Origin of the sequence: Streptomyces sp. NPDC102467, from assembly GCF_044765445.1 — a bacterium.
Taxonomy (GTDB): domain Bacteria; phylum Actinomycetota; class Actinomycetes; order Streptomycetales; family Streptomycetaceae; genus Streptomyces.
In genome coordinates, this window is the sequence record NZ_JBIWKA010000028.1 from 25,698 (window position 1) to 41,756 (window position 16,059).

The 16,059-nt window shown below is 71.8% G+C and carries 15 protein-coding genes; 13 read left to right on the forward strand and 2 right to left on the reverse strand.

Annotated features, from left to right (window positions below; genetic code table 11):
• Positions 1-129 precede the first annotated feature (129 nt).
• From ACIREE_RS39125 to ACIREE_RS39175, 11 genes are all read left to right on the forward strand, one after another.
• Positions 130-879 carry a response regulator transcription factor gene (locus ACIREE_RS39125; RefSeq protein WP_404163654.1) on the forward strand — a complete coding sequence of 250 codons (750 nt, stop codon included), beginning with the start codon at positions 130-132 and terminating at the stop codon, positions 877-879.
• Positions 876-2,303, forward strand: a complete 1,428-nt coding sequence (locus tag ACIREE_RS39130) for a sensor histidine kinase (RefSeq protein ID WP_404163657.1) — start codon at positions 876-878, stop codon at positions 2,301-2,303. Before ACIREE_RS39125 ends, ACIREE_RS39130 begins: the two co-directional genes overlap by 4 nt.
• Positions 2,304-2,471: 168 nt before the next feature.
• Positions 2,472-3,632: a 4Fe-4S dicluster domain-containing protein gene (locus tag ACIREE_RS39135; protein ID WP_404163660.1), complete on the forward strand. Its 1,161-nt coding sequence runs from the start codon at positions 2,472-2,474 to the stop codon at positions 3,630-3,632.
• A complete protein-coding gene (locus ACIREE_RS39140) occupies positions 3,629-4,084 on the forward strand; it encodes a Crp/Fnr family transcriptional regulator (RefSeq protein ID WP_404163663.1) in 456 nt (151 codons plus the stop codon). The genes ACIREE_RS39135 and ACIREE_RS39140 overlap by 4 nt, the downstream gene beginning before the upstream one ends.
• Positions 4,081-4,896 carry an FAD/NAD(P)-binding protein gene (locus tag ACIREE_RS39145; RefSeq protein WP_404163667.1) on the forward strand — a complete coding sequence of 272 codons (816 nt, stop codon included), beginning with the start codon at positions 4,081-4,083 and terminating at the stop codon, positions 4,894-4,896. The genes ACIREE_RS39140 and ACIREE_RS39145 overlap by 4 nt, the downstream gene beginning before the upstream one ends.
• Before the next feature lies 1 nt (position 4,897).
• On the forward strand, positions 4,898-5,668 hold the full coding sequence (locus ACIREE_RS39150; protein WP_404163670.1) for an oxidoreductase: 771 nt from the start codon (positions 4,898-4,900) through the stop codon (positions 5,666-5,668).
• Positions 5,665-6,987 carry a Ni/Fe hydrogenase subunit alpha gene (locus ACIREE_RS39155; protein WP_404163673.1) on the forward strand — a complete coding sequence of 441 codons (1,323 nt, stop codon included), beginning with the start codon at positions 5,665-5,667 and terminating at the stop codon, positions 6,985-6,987. The genes ACIREE_RS39150 and ACIREE_RS39155 overlap by 4 nt, the downstream gene beginning before the upstream one ends.
• 23 nt (positions 6,988-7,010) lie before the next feature.
• On the forward strand, positions 7,011-7,700 hold the full coding sequence (locus tag ACIREE_RS39160; RefSeq protein ID WP_404163769.1) for a CBS domain-containing protein: 690 nt from the start codon (positions 7,011-7,013) through the stop codon (positions 7,698-7,700).
• Entirely contained in the window at positions 7,697-8,812 is a 1,116-nt protein-coding gene (gene hypD / locus ACIREE_RS39165; protein WP_404163676.1) for a hydrogenase formation protein HypD, read from the forward strand. Before ACIREE_RS39160 ends, hypD begins: the two co-directional genes overlap by 4 nt.
• Positions 8,809-9,846 carry a hydrogenase expression/formation protein HypE gene (hypE, locus tag ACIREE_RS39170; RefSeq protein WP_404163679.1) on the forward strand — a complete coding sequence of 346 codons (1,038 nt, stop codon included), beginning with the start codon at positions 8,809-8,811 and terminating at the stop codon, positions 9,844-9,846. Before hypD ends, hypE begins: the two co-directional genes overlap by 4 nt.
• A gap of 80 nt (positions 9,847-9,926) precedes the next feature.
• Positions 9,927-11,204 carry an APC family permease gene (locus ACIREE_RS39175; protein WP_404163682.1) on the forward strand — a complete coding sequence of 426 codons (1,278 nt, stop codon included), beginning with the start codon at positions 9,927-9,929 and terminating at the stop codon, positions 11,202-11,204.
• A 74-nt stretch (positions 11,205-11,278) separates the two neighbouring features.
• Here ACIREE_RS39175 and ACIREE_RS39180 read toward each other — a convergent pair whose 3' ends face one another.
• Positions 11,279-11,878 carry a hypothetical protein gene (locus ACIREE_RS39180; RefSeq protein WP_404163685.1) on the reverse strand — a complete coding sequence of 200 codons (600 nt, stop codon included), beginning with the start codon at positions 11,876-11,878 and terminating at the stop codon, positions 11,279-11,281.
• Positions 11,879-12,157: 279 nt separating this feature from the next.
• Between ACIREE_RS39180 and ACIREE_RS39185 the strand changes: the two genes are divergently transcribed.
• On the forward strand, positions 12,158-12,925 hold the full coding sequence (locus tag ACIREE_RS39185; RefSeq protein ID WP_404163688.1) for a response regulator: 768 nt from the start codon (positions 12,158-12,160) through the stop codon (positions 12,923-12,925).
• Between the two features lie 82 nt (positions 12,926-13,007).
• Positions 13,008-14,042, forward strand: a complete 1,035-nt coding sequence (locus ACIREE_RS39190) for an Acg family FMN-binding oxidoreductase (RefSeq protein ID WP_404163691.1) — start codon at positions 13,008-13,010, stop codon at positions 14,040-14,042.
• Between the two features lie 26 nt (positions 14,043-14,068).
• Here the strand turns inward: ACIREE_RS39190 and ACIREE_RS39195 are convergent, their stop codons facing one another.
• On the reverse strand, positions 14,069-15,796 hold the full coding sequence (locus ACIREE_RS39195; protein ID WP_404163694.1) for a GAF domain-containing protein: 1,728 nt from the start codon (positions 15,794-15,796) through the stop codon (positions 14,069-14,071).
• Between the last annotated feature and the right edge of the window lie 263 nt (positions 15,797-16,059).

Sequence of the window (16,059 nt, forward strand, 5' to 3'; positions counted from 1 at the left end):
CCTCACAGCCCGACTTCTGTGTTCCCTCTGAAACGCCCCCTGCTCCGGCCCGCCGGTGCCGGTTCAGAGGAAACTCAGAGGAGCGGCGCCCTCCGGAAACCCGGCTGGCCGCGAGATGCTGGAGCGACCATGAACGCACCACGCACCGCTACGCCTCTGCACCGTCCCGACGGGGATCCCGTGCGGGTCCTGGTCGTCGACGACGAGCCCGACGTCACCGACGTCCTGTCCGCAGCCGTGAGCGGAGAGGGCTGGCAGGCCCGTACGGCGGCCGACGGCGCCTCGGCGCTCGCTCTCGCCCGCGCGTTCCGGCCCGACGCGGTGGTCCTTGACTGGATGCTCCCGGATCTCGACGGTCTGCAGGTGCTGCGGGCACTGCGGCGGGAGGCCCCCGAGGTGTGCGTCCTGTTCCTGACCGCGCGCGACGCGGTCGAGGACCGTATCGCGGGGATCACCGCCGGAGGCGACGACTACGTCACCAAGCCGTACAGCCTGGAGGAGGTACTGGCCCGGCTGCGTGGGCTGCTGCGCCGGGCCGGCATGACCGCGGGCCTCGGCGCGAACCGGCTGACCGTCGGGGATCTCACGATGGACGAGGAGGCGAGGGAGGTCCGGCGCGGCGGGGCCCTGGTCGACCTCTCGCGTACCGAGTTCGAGCTGTTGCGGTTCCTGATGCGCAATCCCCGACGCGTGCTGTCCAAGGTCCAGATCCTCGACCGGGTCTGGGCCTACGATTTCGGGGGCCACGCCCACATCGTCGAGCTGTACATCAGTTACCTGCGCAAAAAGATCGACGCCGGCCGCACCCCGATGATCCACACGGTGCGCGGTGTCGGCTACGTCCTCAAGCCGGAGTCCGCACAGGCGGAGTCGGCATGAGGCGACCGCTTCCCCGCACCCTGCGGGGCCAGCTCACGGCAGGACTCGTCGGACTGCTGGCCGTGGCCTGCCTGGCCGTCGGCATCACCACGGCCCTCGCCCTGCGCGGCTTTCTCATGGGGCGGCTCGACCAACAACTCACCGCTTCGGGCGGCAGGTTCGCCGCGAGCCTGGAGCATGAGGCCAAGCCCGACAGCGACAACCACCCCGACACCCGTGGCCAGGCGGAGTTGACCATGGGTGCCCGGCTCCTGGACGCAACGGTGACGCAGGCCGCGGTCGTCGACGACGCGGCAGACCGCCCGCTGGACCTCACCGCGGAGGATCGCCGGGCGCTGGCCGCCGTGCCCGCCGACGACGAGCAGGGGCACAGCATCGCTCTCTCTTCCCTGGGCGCCTACCGTGTCACCGCGGTGCACGGCGACGACGGGGACGTCTTGGTCACCGGCCTGCCCCTGCACCCGGTGGAAGAGACCGTGCATCGCCTGGAAGCGGTCGAAGCTGTCGTGTTCGGCGCGGCCCTCCTCGCCACCGGCACGGCGGGCGCCCTGTGGGTGCGTATGTCGCTGCGTCCCCTGCGGCGCGTCACCGCTCAGGCGGCCGGCGTCGCCCGGCTTCCCCTGGCCAGCGGTGATGTCGCCATGCCCGATCCGCTGCCCGACACCGACCCGCGCACCGAGGTCGGTCAGGTCGGCAGCGCCCTCAACCACATGCTCGGCCATGTGGAGAACGCCCTGACCCGCCGGCAGGCGAGCGAGGAACGGCTGCGGCACTTCGCCGCCGACGCCAGCCATGAACTGCGCACCCCCGTCGCCAATATCCGCGGCCACGCGGAACTCGCCCTGCGTCACGACGGCCCCCTGTCCGGCGAGGTCCGGCACGCCCTGGACCGCATCAGCGCCGAGTCGCGGCGCATGACCAGTCTCGTCGACGACCTGCTCCTCCTGGCCCGGCTCGATGCCGGTCGCCCGCTCGAGCACCGCACCGTCGACCTGACCCTGCTCATCCTCGACACCGCCGATGACGCACGCGCGGCGGGACCCACCCACCGATGGGCCCTCGACCTTCCCGAGGAACCCGTTACCGTCCCCGGCGACGCGCACCGCCTGCAGCAGGCCCTCGGGAACCTCCTCGCCAACGCCCGCACCCACACACCCCCCGGCACGCAAGTGACCATCGCCCTCTCCCCTGAGCCGGACTGCGTCCGCGTCAGCGTGACGGACAACGGCCCGGGTATCCCCGAGGAGATCGGGCCCGAGGTCTTCGGTCGCTTCGTCCGCGCCGACCACGCCCGTTCCCGCAGCAGCGGAAGCACCGGGCTCGGACTGGCCATCGTCCACGCCGTCGTCACGGCCCACGGCGGGACCGTCGACGTCACCAGCCGGCCGGGCCGCACCGTCTTTCGCCTGACGCTCCCCGGCTGACGTCCGCCCGCCCGCGGTTCGTGCGCCCGACGGCCGCGCCCCGGTCCGGGGCCGACCGTCCCCCGGCTTCGGGCCGGGCGGCCCGTGGCCCCCGCCCGGGCGGACCGCGACGCTTGAGGTAGCAGCCCTTCCTCCCGGACGACAGGTCGCACCGAACGGAGTCGCGTCATGGACGCCATGAGCAGCTACGCACCCGCAAGTGCCGTCATCCTGGACCGGGACGGGCTCGACGCGCTGGTCAGGTGCCTTGCCGGGCAGGGGCGTACGGTCATCGGTCCGACGGTGCGCGACGGTGCGGTGGTCCTCGCGGAGCTCGCCGGTGCCGACGAGCTGCCGTTCGGCTGGGGCAGTGAGGTCGAGGCGGGCCGCTATCGGCTGGTGCCGCGCGCGGACGGCTCCGCGTTCGCGCACACCTCCGGGCCGCAGTCCTGGAAGGCGTTCCTGCATCCGCAACGGGAGAAGCTGTGGAGCACGGACCGCGACCTGAACGTGGTCCCCGAGCCGGCCGCCCGGCCCTCGTACGCCTTCCTGGGCGTGCGCCCCTGCGACCTGCGGGCCATCGCCGTCCAGGACCGGGTCCTGGCGGGCGGCCACCACCCGGACGACGGCTACCGCGATCGCCGGACGGGAGCGTTCCTGGTGGCCGTCGAGTGCACCGAGCCGGGCGCCACCTGCTTCTGTGTGTCCATGGGCGGCGGGCCGGCGGCGGACGCCGGGTTCGACCTCGCGCTCACCGAAGTGATCGACGAGGCCGGCCACCGTTTCGTCGTACGCGTCGGCAGCGCGGCCGGAGCCGACGTGCTGCACCGGATTGCGCACCGGGCCGCCGACGAGGCGACACGGACGGCCGCGGGCGACGCCGTGGACGCGGCCCGCGACCGCATGGGCCGGGCCATGCCCCCGGTCGACCTACGGGTGCTGATGGGCGAGAGCCTGGCCGCGGACCGCTGGGACGATGTCGCGGCACGCTGCCTGACCTGCGGCAACTGCACCATGGTGTGCCCCACCTGCTTCTGCACGACCACCGAGGACACCACCGACCTGACCGGCGACCACGCCGAACGCTGGAGCGTGTGGGGCTCCTGTTTCGACCTCGACTTCTCGTATCTGCACGGCGGCCCGGTGCGCGCCTCGTCCCGCAGCCGGTACCGGCAGTGGCTCACCCACAAACTGTCCACCTGGTACGACCAGTTCGGATCGAGCGGTTGTGTGGGGTGTGGGCGCTGCATCACCTGGTGCCCGGTCGGCATCGACATCACCGAAGAGGCCGCCGCACTGCAGATGGAACGCAGCGCGCGGGACACCGAACCGGAAGGGGCACCGCGATGACCGACACCACCCTGGCCATGGCCCTGCCGGTCGTGCACCGTGAACGGCTGATGCGCATCGCGCACGAGGTCAACTTCCCCGCGGGCACCCGGCTGTTCGAGGAGGGCGGGCACGCCGACCGGTTCTGGATCGTGCGCACCGGAGCCGTCACCCTGGACATGCACGTCCCCGGCCGCCGCGCCCCGGTCATCGAGTCGCTGTCCTTCGGTGAACTCATCGGCTGGTCCTGGATCTTCCGGCCGTACGTGTGGCACTTGGGCGCGGAGGCGATGAGCCCGGTGCGCGCCTGGGAGTTCGACGCCGTGGCAGTACGCGCGATGTGCGACTGCGACCCGGCCTTCGGCCAGGCCATCGCCCAATGGGTGGGGCAGGTGCTCGCCCACCGCCTGCGCTCGGCCCGCACCCGGCTTCTCGACCTGTACGCCCCCTACGGCAGCGGCGATCCACGATGACAGAGCCGCCGCTGCCGTATCGGGTGGCCTCCGTCCATCGCGAGACGGCGGACACCGTCACCTTCGCGCTCGTGCCCGCGGGCCGGGCGCGGCTCGCGCCGTTCGCCCCGGGCCAGTTCGCGATGGTGTACGCCTTCGGGGTCGGCGAGATTCCGGTGTCGGTGTCCCGGATCGCCCGGCACGGGCCGGTTCACACGGTGCGGTCGGTCGGCGCGGTGTCCGCCGCCCTGTGCGCACTGCGCCCCGGCGACCGGGTGGGGGTGCGCGGCCCCTTCGGCACGGGTTGGGAGCCGGGCCGGGCGGCGGGCCGGGACGTGCTGATCGTCGCGGGCGGCATCGGGCTCGCGCCCTTGCGGCCGCTCGTCGTACGGACCTTGGCCGCCCCGGCGACGTACGGCCGGGTGTCGCTGCTCGTCGGCGCGCGCTCCCCCGAGGATGTGCTGTATCCACGGCAGTTGGACTCCTGGGCCACCTCCGGACAGCTGTACTGCGCGGTCACCGTCGATCGGCCCCGGCCCGGCTCGCTGCGCCACGTCGGCGTCGTCACTACCCTCCTGAACGGTGCCCCCTTCGACCCGGCGAACACCACGGCCTATGTCTGCGGTCCCGAGGTGATGATCCGGGTGACCGCCCGCGACCTGGTGCAGCGTGGGGTCCCGTCGGACCGCGTCCGGGTGTCCCTGGAGCGCAACATGCGCTGCGCGACCGCTACCTGCGGGCACTGCCAGCTCGGCGGCGTCCTGCTGTGCCGGGACGGTCCGGTGATCGGCTGGGACCGGGCCGAACCCCTGATGCTGGTAAGGGAGCTGTGACATGCCCGTCCCGCAGGAGCGCACCCCCACCGTGGCCGTCTTCAAGCTCGCCTCGTGCGACGGCTGCCAGCTCACCCTCCTCGACTGCGAGGACGAACTCCTCGCGCTGGCGGGCCGGGTCCGGTTCGCCCACTTCCTGGAGGCGTCGAGCGCGGTCGAGCCCGGCCCCTACGACCTGACCCTCGTCGAGGGATCGGTCACGACGTCCGCCGACGCGGAACGCATCCGCGCCATCCGCCAGGAGTCCCGGTTCCTGGTCACGATCGGCGCGTGCGCGACCGCCGGCGGCATCCAGGCGCTGCGCAACTTCGGCGACGTGGAGGAATTCCGCCGCACCGTCTATGCACGCCCCGACTACATCGACACGCTCGCCACCTCCACCCCCGTGTCGGCCCACGTGGACGTCGACTTCGAGCTGCGCGGCTGCCCCATCGACCGCGGCCAGCTCCTCGAAGTCATCACCGCCCACCTGGCCGGCCGTAAGCCCGGTATCCCGAGCCACAGTGTGTGTTTCGAGTGCAAGCGACGCGGCATGGTCTGCGTCACCGTCGCGCACGGCACGCCCTGCCTGGGCCCGGTCACCCATGCGGGCTGCGGCGCGATCTGCCCGGCGTACGGGCGCGGCTGCTACGGCTGCTTCGGCCCGTCCGACTCCGTGAACCTGCCCGCACAGATCCGGCTGCTGCGCCACGACGGGATGGACGAACGGGACGTCGACCGGTTCCTGCACACCTTCAACACCGCCGCGTTCGACGAGAAGCCGACACCATGAGCCACCGCGGCACACGCGTCCTGCGGGTCGCCTCGCTGGCCAGGGTCGAAGGCGAGGGCGCTCTGAGCCTCGACGTGCGCGGCACGACGGTCACCGACGCGCAGCTGCGGATCTATGAACCGCCCAGGTTCTTCGAGGCGTTCCTGCGGGGCCGCGCCCACACCGAGCCGCCGGACATCACCGCGCGGGTGTGCGGGATCTGCCCGGTGGCTTACCAGCTGAGCGCGTGCGCGGCGATCGAGGACGCCTGCGGTGTCGATATCCCCTATGCAATACGGCAGTTGCGCAGGCTGTTGTACTGCGGCGAGTGGATCGAGAGCCAGACCCTGCACATCTATCTGCTGCACGCTCCGGACTTCCTCGGCTGCGACAGCGCGATCGAGCTCGCGCGCACCGGGCGCGTCCATGTCGAGCGGGGCCTGCGGCTCAAGCAGGCCGGCAACGCGATCCTGGAGCTGCTCGGCGGCCGTGCCATCCACCCCGTGAACGTGCGGGTCGGCGGCTTCCACCGGGCACCGACACGAGCGGAGCTGCGCCCGCTGGCCGCCCTGTTGGGGCGGGCAGCCGACGACGCGTGGGAGACCGTGCGCTGGGCGGCGGGCTTCGACTTCCCGGAGGCGGCCGTCGACGCCGACCTGTTCGCGCTGGCCCTCCCCGACACCTACGCGATCGAGAGCGGCACGCCGACCGTGCTGCGTAGCGACGGGGTCCTGCGCTCCTTTCCCGTCGCGTCGTTCGACGAGCACGTCCGCGAGGAACACGTCGCACGCTCCACGGCTCTGCATTCGCGGCTCGACGGCCGCCGCCATCTCACCGGCTCCCTGGCCCGCTTCGCACTGAGCCGGCACCTGCTGTCGCCCGTTGCACAGGAGGCGGTGACGGCCGCCGGGCTCGGGGCGCAGGCATGCCGCAATCCGTTCCGGTCCGTGCTCGTGCGGGCCGTGGAGGTGGTGTACGCGGTCGGCGAGGCGCTGCGCATCATCGACGGCTACGCGCCTCCGACGCCCCCGTGCGTCGAGGTGCCGCCCCGCGCGGGCACGGGTCATGGCGCCACCGAGGCGCCGCGCGGGCTGCTCTACCACCGCTACCGGCTGGCCGCCGACGGGACGGTCGCCGACGCGGCCTTGGTGCCGCCGACCGCCCAGAACCAGGGCGCGATCGAGGAGGACCTGCGTCGCATCGCGCAGGACGCCCTCGATCAAGGGGATGTGGATGACGCCGAGTTGACGCGTCTGTGCGAGCGGGCCATCCGCAATCACGATCCGTGCATTTCCTGCTCCGCGCACTTCCTGGACCTCACCGTGAACCGCGATCCGTGATGACCGACAAGCTGGAGGAGACCGTGCACGGCAGCCCGCACATCGTCAGCGACGTGATGACGCACACCGTCGTCGCCATCGGCCGCGAGGCCACGTTCAAGGAGATCGTCAAGACACTGGAGCAGTGGAAGGTCAGTGCGCTGCCCGTCCTGGCGGGCGAGGGCCGGGTGCTCGGCGTCGTCTCCGAGGCCGATCTGCTGCCCAAGGAGGAGTTCCGCGACAGCGATCCCGACCGGTACACGCAAATCCGCCGCATGAGCGATCTGGCCAAGGCGGGTGCCGTGAACGCCGCCGAACTGATGACCTCCCCGGCGATCACCGTCCAGGCGAACGCCACACTCACGCAGACCGCCCGCATCATGGCGCAGCGCAACGTCAAACGGCTCCCGGTCGTCAACGACGAGGGCATCCTCGAGGGCGTCGTCTCCCGGTCGGACCTGCTCAAGGTGTTCCTGCGGACGGACGAGGAGCTCGCCGAGGAGGTGCGCCGCGAGGTCGTCGCGTACCTTTTCCCGTCCCCCGTCGAGCCGGTACTCGTCCACGTCTCGGAGGGCATGGTGACGCTCACCGGCCGGATCCGCGACAAGGGCCTGGTACCGGTCGCCGCCCGGCTGGTACGCGCCATCGAGGGCGTCGTGGACGTGGAGGTGGACCTCGCCGGAGCGGCAACGAAAACGCAGGCGGCGACGGAGTCGGAGACAGGCCGCCGGTGAAGTATCTCGACGAGTACCGCGACCCGCAGCTCGCGCGCAGGCTCCTGAACGAACTGCGGGCCGCCGCCACCCGGCCCTGGCGGATCATGGAGGTGTGCGGCGGCCAGACCCACACCCTGCTCCGCCAGGGCATCGACGAACTGCTGCCGGCCGGCATCCGCATGATCCACGGCCCCGGCTGCCCCGTGTGCGTGACCCCGTTGGAGACCCTCGACCGGGCCATGGCGATCGCGGTCCGGCCGGAGGTGGTCTTCACCAGCTTCGGCGACATGCTGCGCGTACCGGGTTCGCAGACAGATCTGCTGTCCCTGCGGGCGCGCGGAGCGGACGTCCGCGTCGTCTACTCACCCATGGACGCGGTCCGCCTCGCCACCGTCCACCCCGAGCATCACGTCGTCTTCCTCGCCGTCGGATTCGAGACGACGGCACCGGCGAACGCGATGGCCGTCCTGCACGCCGCCCGCCTCGGCCTCACCAATTTCACGGTGCTGGCAAGCCATGTCCTCGTACCGCCCGCGATGACGGCCCTGCTCGACGATCCGGACTGCGAGGTGCAGGCATTCCTGGCCGCCGGGCATGTGTGCGCGGTGATGGGCTGGCAGGAGTACGAACCGATCGCGGCCGGCTACCGGGTGCCGATCGTCGTCACCGGTTTCGAGCCCCTCGACCTCCTGGAGGGTGTGCTGATGGCCGTACACCAGCTGGAGGACGGCCGGCACACGGTGGAGAACCAGTACGTGCGGGCCGTCCAGCGCTCCGGCAACACCGCCGCCCAGGACGCCGTCCGGCGCGTCTTCCGCGTCGTCGACCGGGCCTGGCGCGGTATCGGACGGCTGCCGCGCAGCGGACTCGAACTCGCCGAGGAGTACGCCCGGTTCGACGCGGCCCGCCGCTTCGAGGTCGCGGACCTGCACCCGGCGGAAGACGCGGAGTGCATCGCCGGCGCCATCCTGACCGGTGCCCGGCTGCCCACCGACTGCACGGCGTACGGTACCCGGTGCACGCCCCGGCACCCGCTGGGCGCGCCCATGGTCTCGACCGAGGGCACCTGCGCCGCCTTCCACGCCGCCGGACGCACCAGGCAGCCCGGCGAGACCAGGGAGGCCCGATGACGAGCATCGACTGTCCGAGCCCGCACCACGAGGACGAGGTCGTCCTGCTCGCGCACGGCGCCGGCGGGCGGCTCACCGCCGAACTCCTCGACTCCCTCGTGCTGCCGGCTCTCGGCACACAGTACGGCCCACTGGAGGACGCCGCGCTGCTGCCCGCCCACCCGGACCTGGTGATGAGCACGGACAGTTTCGTCGTCAGCCCGCTGTTCTTCCCCGGCGGCGACATCGGCTCGCTCGCCGTGCACGGCACCGTCAACGACCTCGCCATGCGCGGTGCCGAACCGCTCGCACTCTCCCTCTGCCTGATCATCGAAGAGGGCCTGCCGATGCACGAACTCCGCAACGTGGTCGCCTCGCTGGGCAAGGCCGCTCACGCCGCCGGAGTCCCGGTCATCACCGGTGACACCAAGGTCGTCGGCCGCGGCGCCGTCGACAAAATCTTCGTCACCACCACCGGCATCGGCCGCCTGCACGGTTCGATGCGGCCGTCCGCCGCACTCGCCCGTCCCGGCGACGCCATCCTGCTCTCCGGTCCGATCGGTCTGCACGGCATCACCGTGCTCTCCACCCGCGAGGGTCTCGGCTTCGAGAGCGACATCGCCTCCGATTCCCGGCCGCTGCACCGCCTGGTGCGTCAACTCGCCCCGCTGCGGAGGGCCGTGCACACCCTGCGCGACCCCACCCGCGGAGGCCTGGCCGCCGCCCTCAACGAGATCGCCCGCGACGCGTCCGTCGCCATTGAGATCGACGAGTGTGCCCTGCCCGTCCCGGCTGCCGTCGCCGCCGCCTGCGACCTGCTCGGCCTCGATCCGCTCACCATCGCCAACGAGGGCTGTTTCGTCGCCTTCCTCTCCCCTGGAGCGGCCGACGCCGCACTCGCCGCACTGCGTTCGCTCCCGGAGGGGGCGGGAGCCGTCCGTATCGGCGACGTCGCAGCGGACGGGCCGCCCGGCCGCGTGTCCCTGCGCACCCTGGTGGGTGCCCGTCGCATCGTGGACATGCCGCTGGGTGAACAGCTTCCGCGGATCTGCTGACATCCCGGCCACGCATGGGTGAGAGGAACGGCCTGCGCCCTGCGCCGGGACGGCTGGTCCGGCCGTGGAAGAGTGTGCCCATGGGCGAGGGGTCGGCGGACGGTGTCCCGGACGAGTTGCGGCGCAGGCTCGGTGTGCCCGATGCGGTGGTGATCGGCCTCGGCTCCATGATCGGTGCGGGCATCTTCGCGGCGCTCGCTCCGGCCTCCCGAGCGGCGGGTTCCGGGCTGCTGCTCGGACTGGCTCTCGCCGCCGTGGCCGCCTACTGCAACGCGACGTCCTCCGCCCGGCTCGCCGCCCGCTATCCGGCCTCCGGTGGCACCTACGTCTACGGCCGCGAACGCCTCGGCCCCTTCTGGGGATACCTCGCGGGCTGGGCCTTCGTGGTCGGCAAGACGGCCTCCTGCGCCGTCATGGCCCTGACTGTCGGAACCTATGTCTGGCCCGATCACGCACACACGATCGCCGTGGCCGCGGTGGTGACACTCACGGCCAGCAACTGCACCGGCGTGCAGAAGTCCGTCCTGGTGACCCGCGCGATCGTCACGGTGGTGCTCTGCGTGCTCGCCGCCGTGGTCGTGGCCTGCCTTGCCTCCGGCGCCGCGAACGCCGGCCGCCTCGGCATCGGCATCGGCACGGACACCTCCGTCGGAGGGGTGCTCCAGGCGGCGGGGCTGCTGTTCTTCGCCTTTGCCGGCTACGCGCGCATCGCCACGCTGGGCGAGGAGGTCCGGGACCCCGCCCGCACCATCCCCCGGGCGATCCCTCTCGCGCTCACCGTCACGCTGCTCGTCTACGCCGCCGTCGCCGTGGCCGCCCTGGCGGTGCTGGGCCCCGGGAATCTGGCGGACACCAGGGCCCCGCTGTCCGGCGCCGTCCGCGCGGCGGGCGTCGGGTGGCTGGCGCCGGTCGTTCGCGTCGGCGCCGCCGTCGCCGCGCTCGGGTCACTGCTCGCGCTCGTGCTGGGTGTCTCGCGCACCACGCTGGCGATGGCCCGTGACCGGCATCTGCCTCACCGGCTGGCCGCGGTCCACCCGCGGTTCCAAGTGCCCCATCGCGCCGAACTCACGGTCGGGGCGCTCGTTGCCGTGATCGCCGCGGCCGTGGACGTGCGCGGCGCGATCGGGTTCTCGTCCTTCGGCGTGCTGACGTACTACGCCATCGCCAATGCCTCCGCGTGGACACTCGCGCCCGAGGAGGGACGGCCCCACCGCCTGGTGCCCGCCGTCGGCCTGGCCGGCTGTCTCACCCTGGCCTTCGCCCTGCCGGTGGCCTCGGTCGCATCCGGGCTCGCCGTGCTGGCCGTCGGAGCGGCCGTTTACGGGCTGCGGCGCCGGAACTCCTCGCGCAGTGCGTGACCTCCCCGTGCTCGTCGCTGCGCCGCGGGCCGAACTCCATGCTGTTGCACCGCACTTCACGCGACGCGCGGGCGTCATCCCGCCCGCCGCGCCCACAGGGGGCCGATCCGCTCCCACTGGGCGCCCCACGCATCCATCCGCCGCCGGTCCAGCAGCATGCCGACCAGCCGCCCTGCTCCCAGGAGGGCCGCTGCGGCCGACATCCCCGCGGGCGCGGCGACCAGTGCCACCTGCAACCGCGCGTCCGAAACCGTCACGGGCTCGGATATCTTGCGGCCACCGTCGAGGGTCGTCCACACGCGCACGGGTGCACCCGCCTCGCGGCCCGGCTCGACCCGCGCCGCACCCCGGTGCGTCCTGCCGTCGGTATCGCGCCAGCGCACCATCGCCCACACCTGGTCCTGCTCGGATCCGCGCGCCCCGGCCGGAGCCTGGCGGGGTGCGTTCCCGGTCAGCACGGCGGTGACGGGGCGCCGCGTGGCCCGCGCGCGGGCCACGCCGTGCTCCAGGGCATCGGCCGTTCTCAGTCCCGCGACCGTACCGAGCAGGCCACCGAGGCACCAGAGGGCCAGCATGACCCACGCTTCCACCACGTCGTGGCGACGGCGCAGTGGACTGCGCCGCACCCGCCACCACCACACCCGCCCTACCGTCGTACGCCGTGTCCAGAGCATCAGCCTGCCCCTTCTCGCGAACCGTGCGCCGCGTACGCCTGCCCGTACGGATCGGTCATGCGCAATGCCCCGGCCCCCGCGCGGGCACGGCAGGGGCCAGACAGGCCCGCGTGAGCGGCCAACGGGCTCAACCACGCTAGGTATCGGGGCCGTTCGGCACTGTCGCCGCAGACGATGCCGACCGACGATGGCCCAAGGGGCCGTCGTCGCTGGGCAGGAAACCGTGCGACGCGCAGATCGGGCGGCAGCCCGGTGGGTCCGACGGGAGGGGACAGGCGTATGTCCACCGAAGTACGGGCGTTCTCGGCCCAGGTGCCCATCAGGGTCCTTCTGCTCGACGATCACGAGATCGTCCGGCGCGGCCTCACCGACCTGCTGGAATCCGAACCGGACATCGAGGTCGTGGGCGAGGCGGGCACGGTCCGGCAGGCCCTGGACCGTGGCACGGCCCTGCGTCCGGATGTCGCCGTCCTCGACGTACGGCTGCCCGACGGGGACGGCATCTCTGTCTGCCGTGAACTACGCGACCGCGTCGACGGACTGGCCTGCCTGATGCTCACGTCGTTCGATGACGACGACGCGCTCCTGGACGCGATCATGGCGGGGGCGTCCGGATACGTGCTCAAGCAGATCGAGGGCTCGGACCTCGTCTCGGCGGTCCGTACCGTCGCCGCCGGCCAGTCGCTGCTCGACCCGGCGACCACCACCCACCTGCTCGACAAGCTCCGCGCGGCTCCCGGCGAGGACACCTCCGCAAAATCGCCGCTCTTTCGGGACCTCACCGCCCGTGAACGGGACATACTGCGTCTGATCGGCGACGGACTCACCAACGGCGAGATCGGCAAACGCCTGTATCTGTCCGAGAAGACGGTCAAGAACCACATCTCCAGTCTTCTCGCCAAGCTGGGCGTGCGCCGCCGCGTCCAAGCCGCCGTTCTGGCCACCCAGTTGGAGCCTGCCTGCCGCCTCGCCGGGGCAGGAACGCCGCCCGGGCTAGCCCAGCAGTCCGCCCCGCCCGGCCCCGCTCGGGGGCCGGGCGGCCTCTGACGCTCCCCCACCCGCAGGGGCAGTCTGGTGACATCAGCACGCGCACAGCGCGCCCGGCCCGCACCCGAGGAGGCCCGGTCCCATGTGCCCCACAATGTCAGCCTTCGACGCGGCAGCAGTGGAGACACTGGTCTCAGCCGCCATCGCCGCCCCATCGATGCACAACACCCAGCCCTGGCGCTTCCGCCTGGACCCGGACTCCCAGACAGTGGAACTACGTGCCGCCGTCGAGCGCAGTCTGCCGCACGAGGATCCGCACGGCCGGGCTCTCCATCTGTCCGCGGGCGCGGCCCTGTTCAACCTGCGCGTCGCCGTGACACACCTCGGCTGGGGCGCGGTCCCACGGCTGCTGCCCGACCCCGGCCACCCCGACCTGCTCGCCACCGTCCGGGTCACCGGGGGTGCCGGCCCCACCGGGCACCGCCGCGATCTGTATGACGCAATCTGGCGCCGGCACTCCAGTCGCTTCCCTTTCACCGACCGGCCGATCTCCGCCTCGGTAGTCCTCGAACTCGTCGATGCCGCCCGCTCCGAGGGCGCCCGGCTCATCGCACCTCAGCCCCACGAGACGGATCATCTGCTCGACATCACCACCGAGGCCGAGCGACGCAACCGCCAGGACCCCGGCCGCAGCTCCGAGAGCCGCCATTGGACGAGTGAAGCCACCTTCCGAAACACAGGCCCGGACGGCGAAGGCGCCCACCAGGGCATTCCCCTCGAGGCGCGCGGCCCACAGGACTCCTTCGAGTCGCTCCCCATGCGTGACTTCGGCGCCCGGCGTCACCAGGAGTGTCTCCCGTCCCGCGCCTTCGAGCACGCCCCCGCCCTCGCCCTGCTCGCCACGGAACACGACCGGCGGGTCGACTGGCTCCGCGCCGGACAGGCTTTGGAACACGTCCTGCTCGTCGCGACCGCCCACCGGCTGCGTAGCTCCGTCCTTCATCAGGCGATGGAATGGCCCGATCTGCGCCAGCGCCTGCGCACGCGCCACTCGCCACACGGCCAGGCCCAGATGCTGATCCGTCTCGGTTACGGCCCCGAAGGGCCCGCCACACCACGCCACCCGGCGCGCGACCTGCTGAGCAGCGACGTGTCCCCCGTACCGATCAGGTGCTGAGCCCCGAGCCGAGCTCTCACTCCCCCCTACCCCGACGACTCCTCCCGAACGAGCCGCACCCTCCACCGCAACCTGGTGCCACCCCCGGGCCCACGCTCCACGATCATGCTGCCGCCGAGCGCGCGAGCCCGTTCCTCCAGGTTGGCCAGGCCGCTGCGCGCCGCTCCCTTCGCCACACCCTCTCCGTCGTCCGTGACGGTCAGTATCAACTCCCCTGTCCGGACGATGACATGAACGTCCACGCTCGTCGCCCGGGCGTGCCGGGCCACGTTGCTCAAGGCCTCGGCGACCACGGCCGCGGCGTGATCGGCCACCGTGTCGGACACTTCGGTGTCGACCAGGCCCTCCATCCTCAGCGCGGGCGGGAACCCGAGCGTCGCGGACACTGCTGCCACCGCCGACGCGAGCCGGGCCCGCAGACCGGATGCTCCCGGTCCGCCTTCATGAACCCGCAGACCGAAGATCGTGGATCGGATGATCTTGATGGTGGTGTCCAGGTCGTGCACAGCCCGCTCCAGGCGCTCCTCGACCTCCGGCTGCCGGGCGACGCGCTGCGCGCTCTGCAGCGTCATCCCCGTCGCGAAAAGGCGCTGGATGGCGAGGTCGTGCAGATCGCGGGCGATCCGGTCACGGTCCTCGACCAGGACGACCTGCTCAGCGTCCCGGCGTCGGTCCGCCAACTCCATCACGAGCGCTGCCTGACCACAAAACGCCTGCAGTGGCTCGGTGTCCGCACCGGTGAACAGCACGCGTCCGCTGCGCCGCACAAGCAACAACACCCCTCGCGCCGCTTCGCCGCCCTCGATCGGCACCGCTACAGCAGGGCCACAATCCGCCCAGTGCCCCGCGTTGTCACCGGACCTCGGATCGTGCCCGATGTCGTCGCTGACCACCGGCTCGACCCCGGCGAAAGCCGCCTTGACGAACCCATCGTCGCCGGGCAGCTGCAGTCCTTCATAGCGCTGCGCGTCCACCCCGACCGCGAGCGCCGTGCGCAGCCCCTGTGCTCCCTCGACCGGCACCACCACAATGCCGACGTCCGCGTTGACGATCTCCCGCGCCCGTTCCACGATCAGCCGCAGCACATCCGCCCGCGCCCGCCCCGACAGCAGGCGCTCGGTGACCTCGGCGCCGGCCGCCAGCCATCGCTCCTTGCGCTGCCCCTCCTCGTACAGGCGGGCGTTCTCTATGGCCACCCCTGCTGCCACCGCGAGAGTCGACAGGACGGACTCGTCCTCCGTGTCGAACTCCTTCGCGCCCCGTTTCTCGGTCAGATAGAGGTTTCCGAAGACTTCGTCCCGCACTCGGATCGGTACCCCGAGGAAGGCGTGCATCGGCGGATGGTGCTCCGGGAAGCCGTACGAAGCCGGGTGCTCGGCGAGCTCCGCCAGGCGCAACGGTTCAGGGTGGCGGATCAGCTCTCCGAGAATCCCGTGGCCCTGCGGCAACTCCCCTATCTGCTGCCAGAGTTCCTCATCGATGCCCACCGGAACGAACTCGGACAGCCGACTCTGTTCCACCACGCCGAGCGCGCCGTACTCCGCGTCCACCAGGACCACGGCCGCCTCTACGATGCGCCGCAGGGCCTGGGACAGATCCAGGCCGCGCCCGACGGACATCACCGCCTCCAGGAGCGCGTGGATCCGGTCCCTCGTCACCCGCAGGACATCGATGCGTCCCTGCAACTCCTCCAGGAGGACGTCAAGACGTAGCTGCTGCGTCGTTTGCTCGCCCGATCCGCGGTCCCCGCCCATGCGCCCACCCCGTCAGGTTGCGTCCGTAAGACTCCCCTGGCGCCCACGGTAGGGCTGGCAGCGCCTGCAGAACCATACGCTTCACGCACTGTGCCAAGAATGCGGCGAAGGGTCAGTGCAGCAAGGCCGGCCGACTGGCCATTGCCGCGACGAGGACGGCTCCGCTGGGAAGCCCACCGGCCGTAATCCACCGAGTGAACAAGATGGTCCTTCCGGCAGGGGCCGACGACGGCCGCGCCGAACTGCAGCAGTGGACCAGTCTT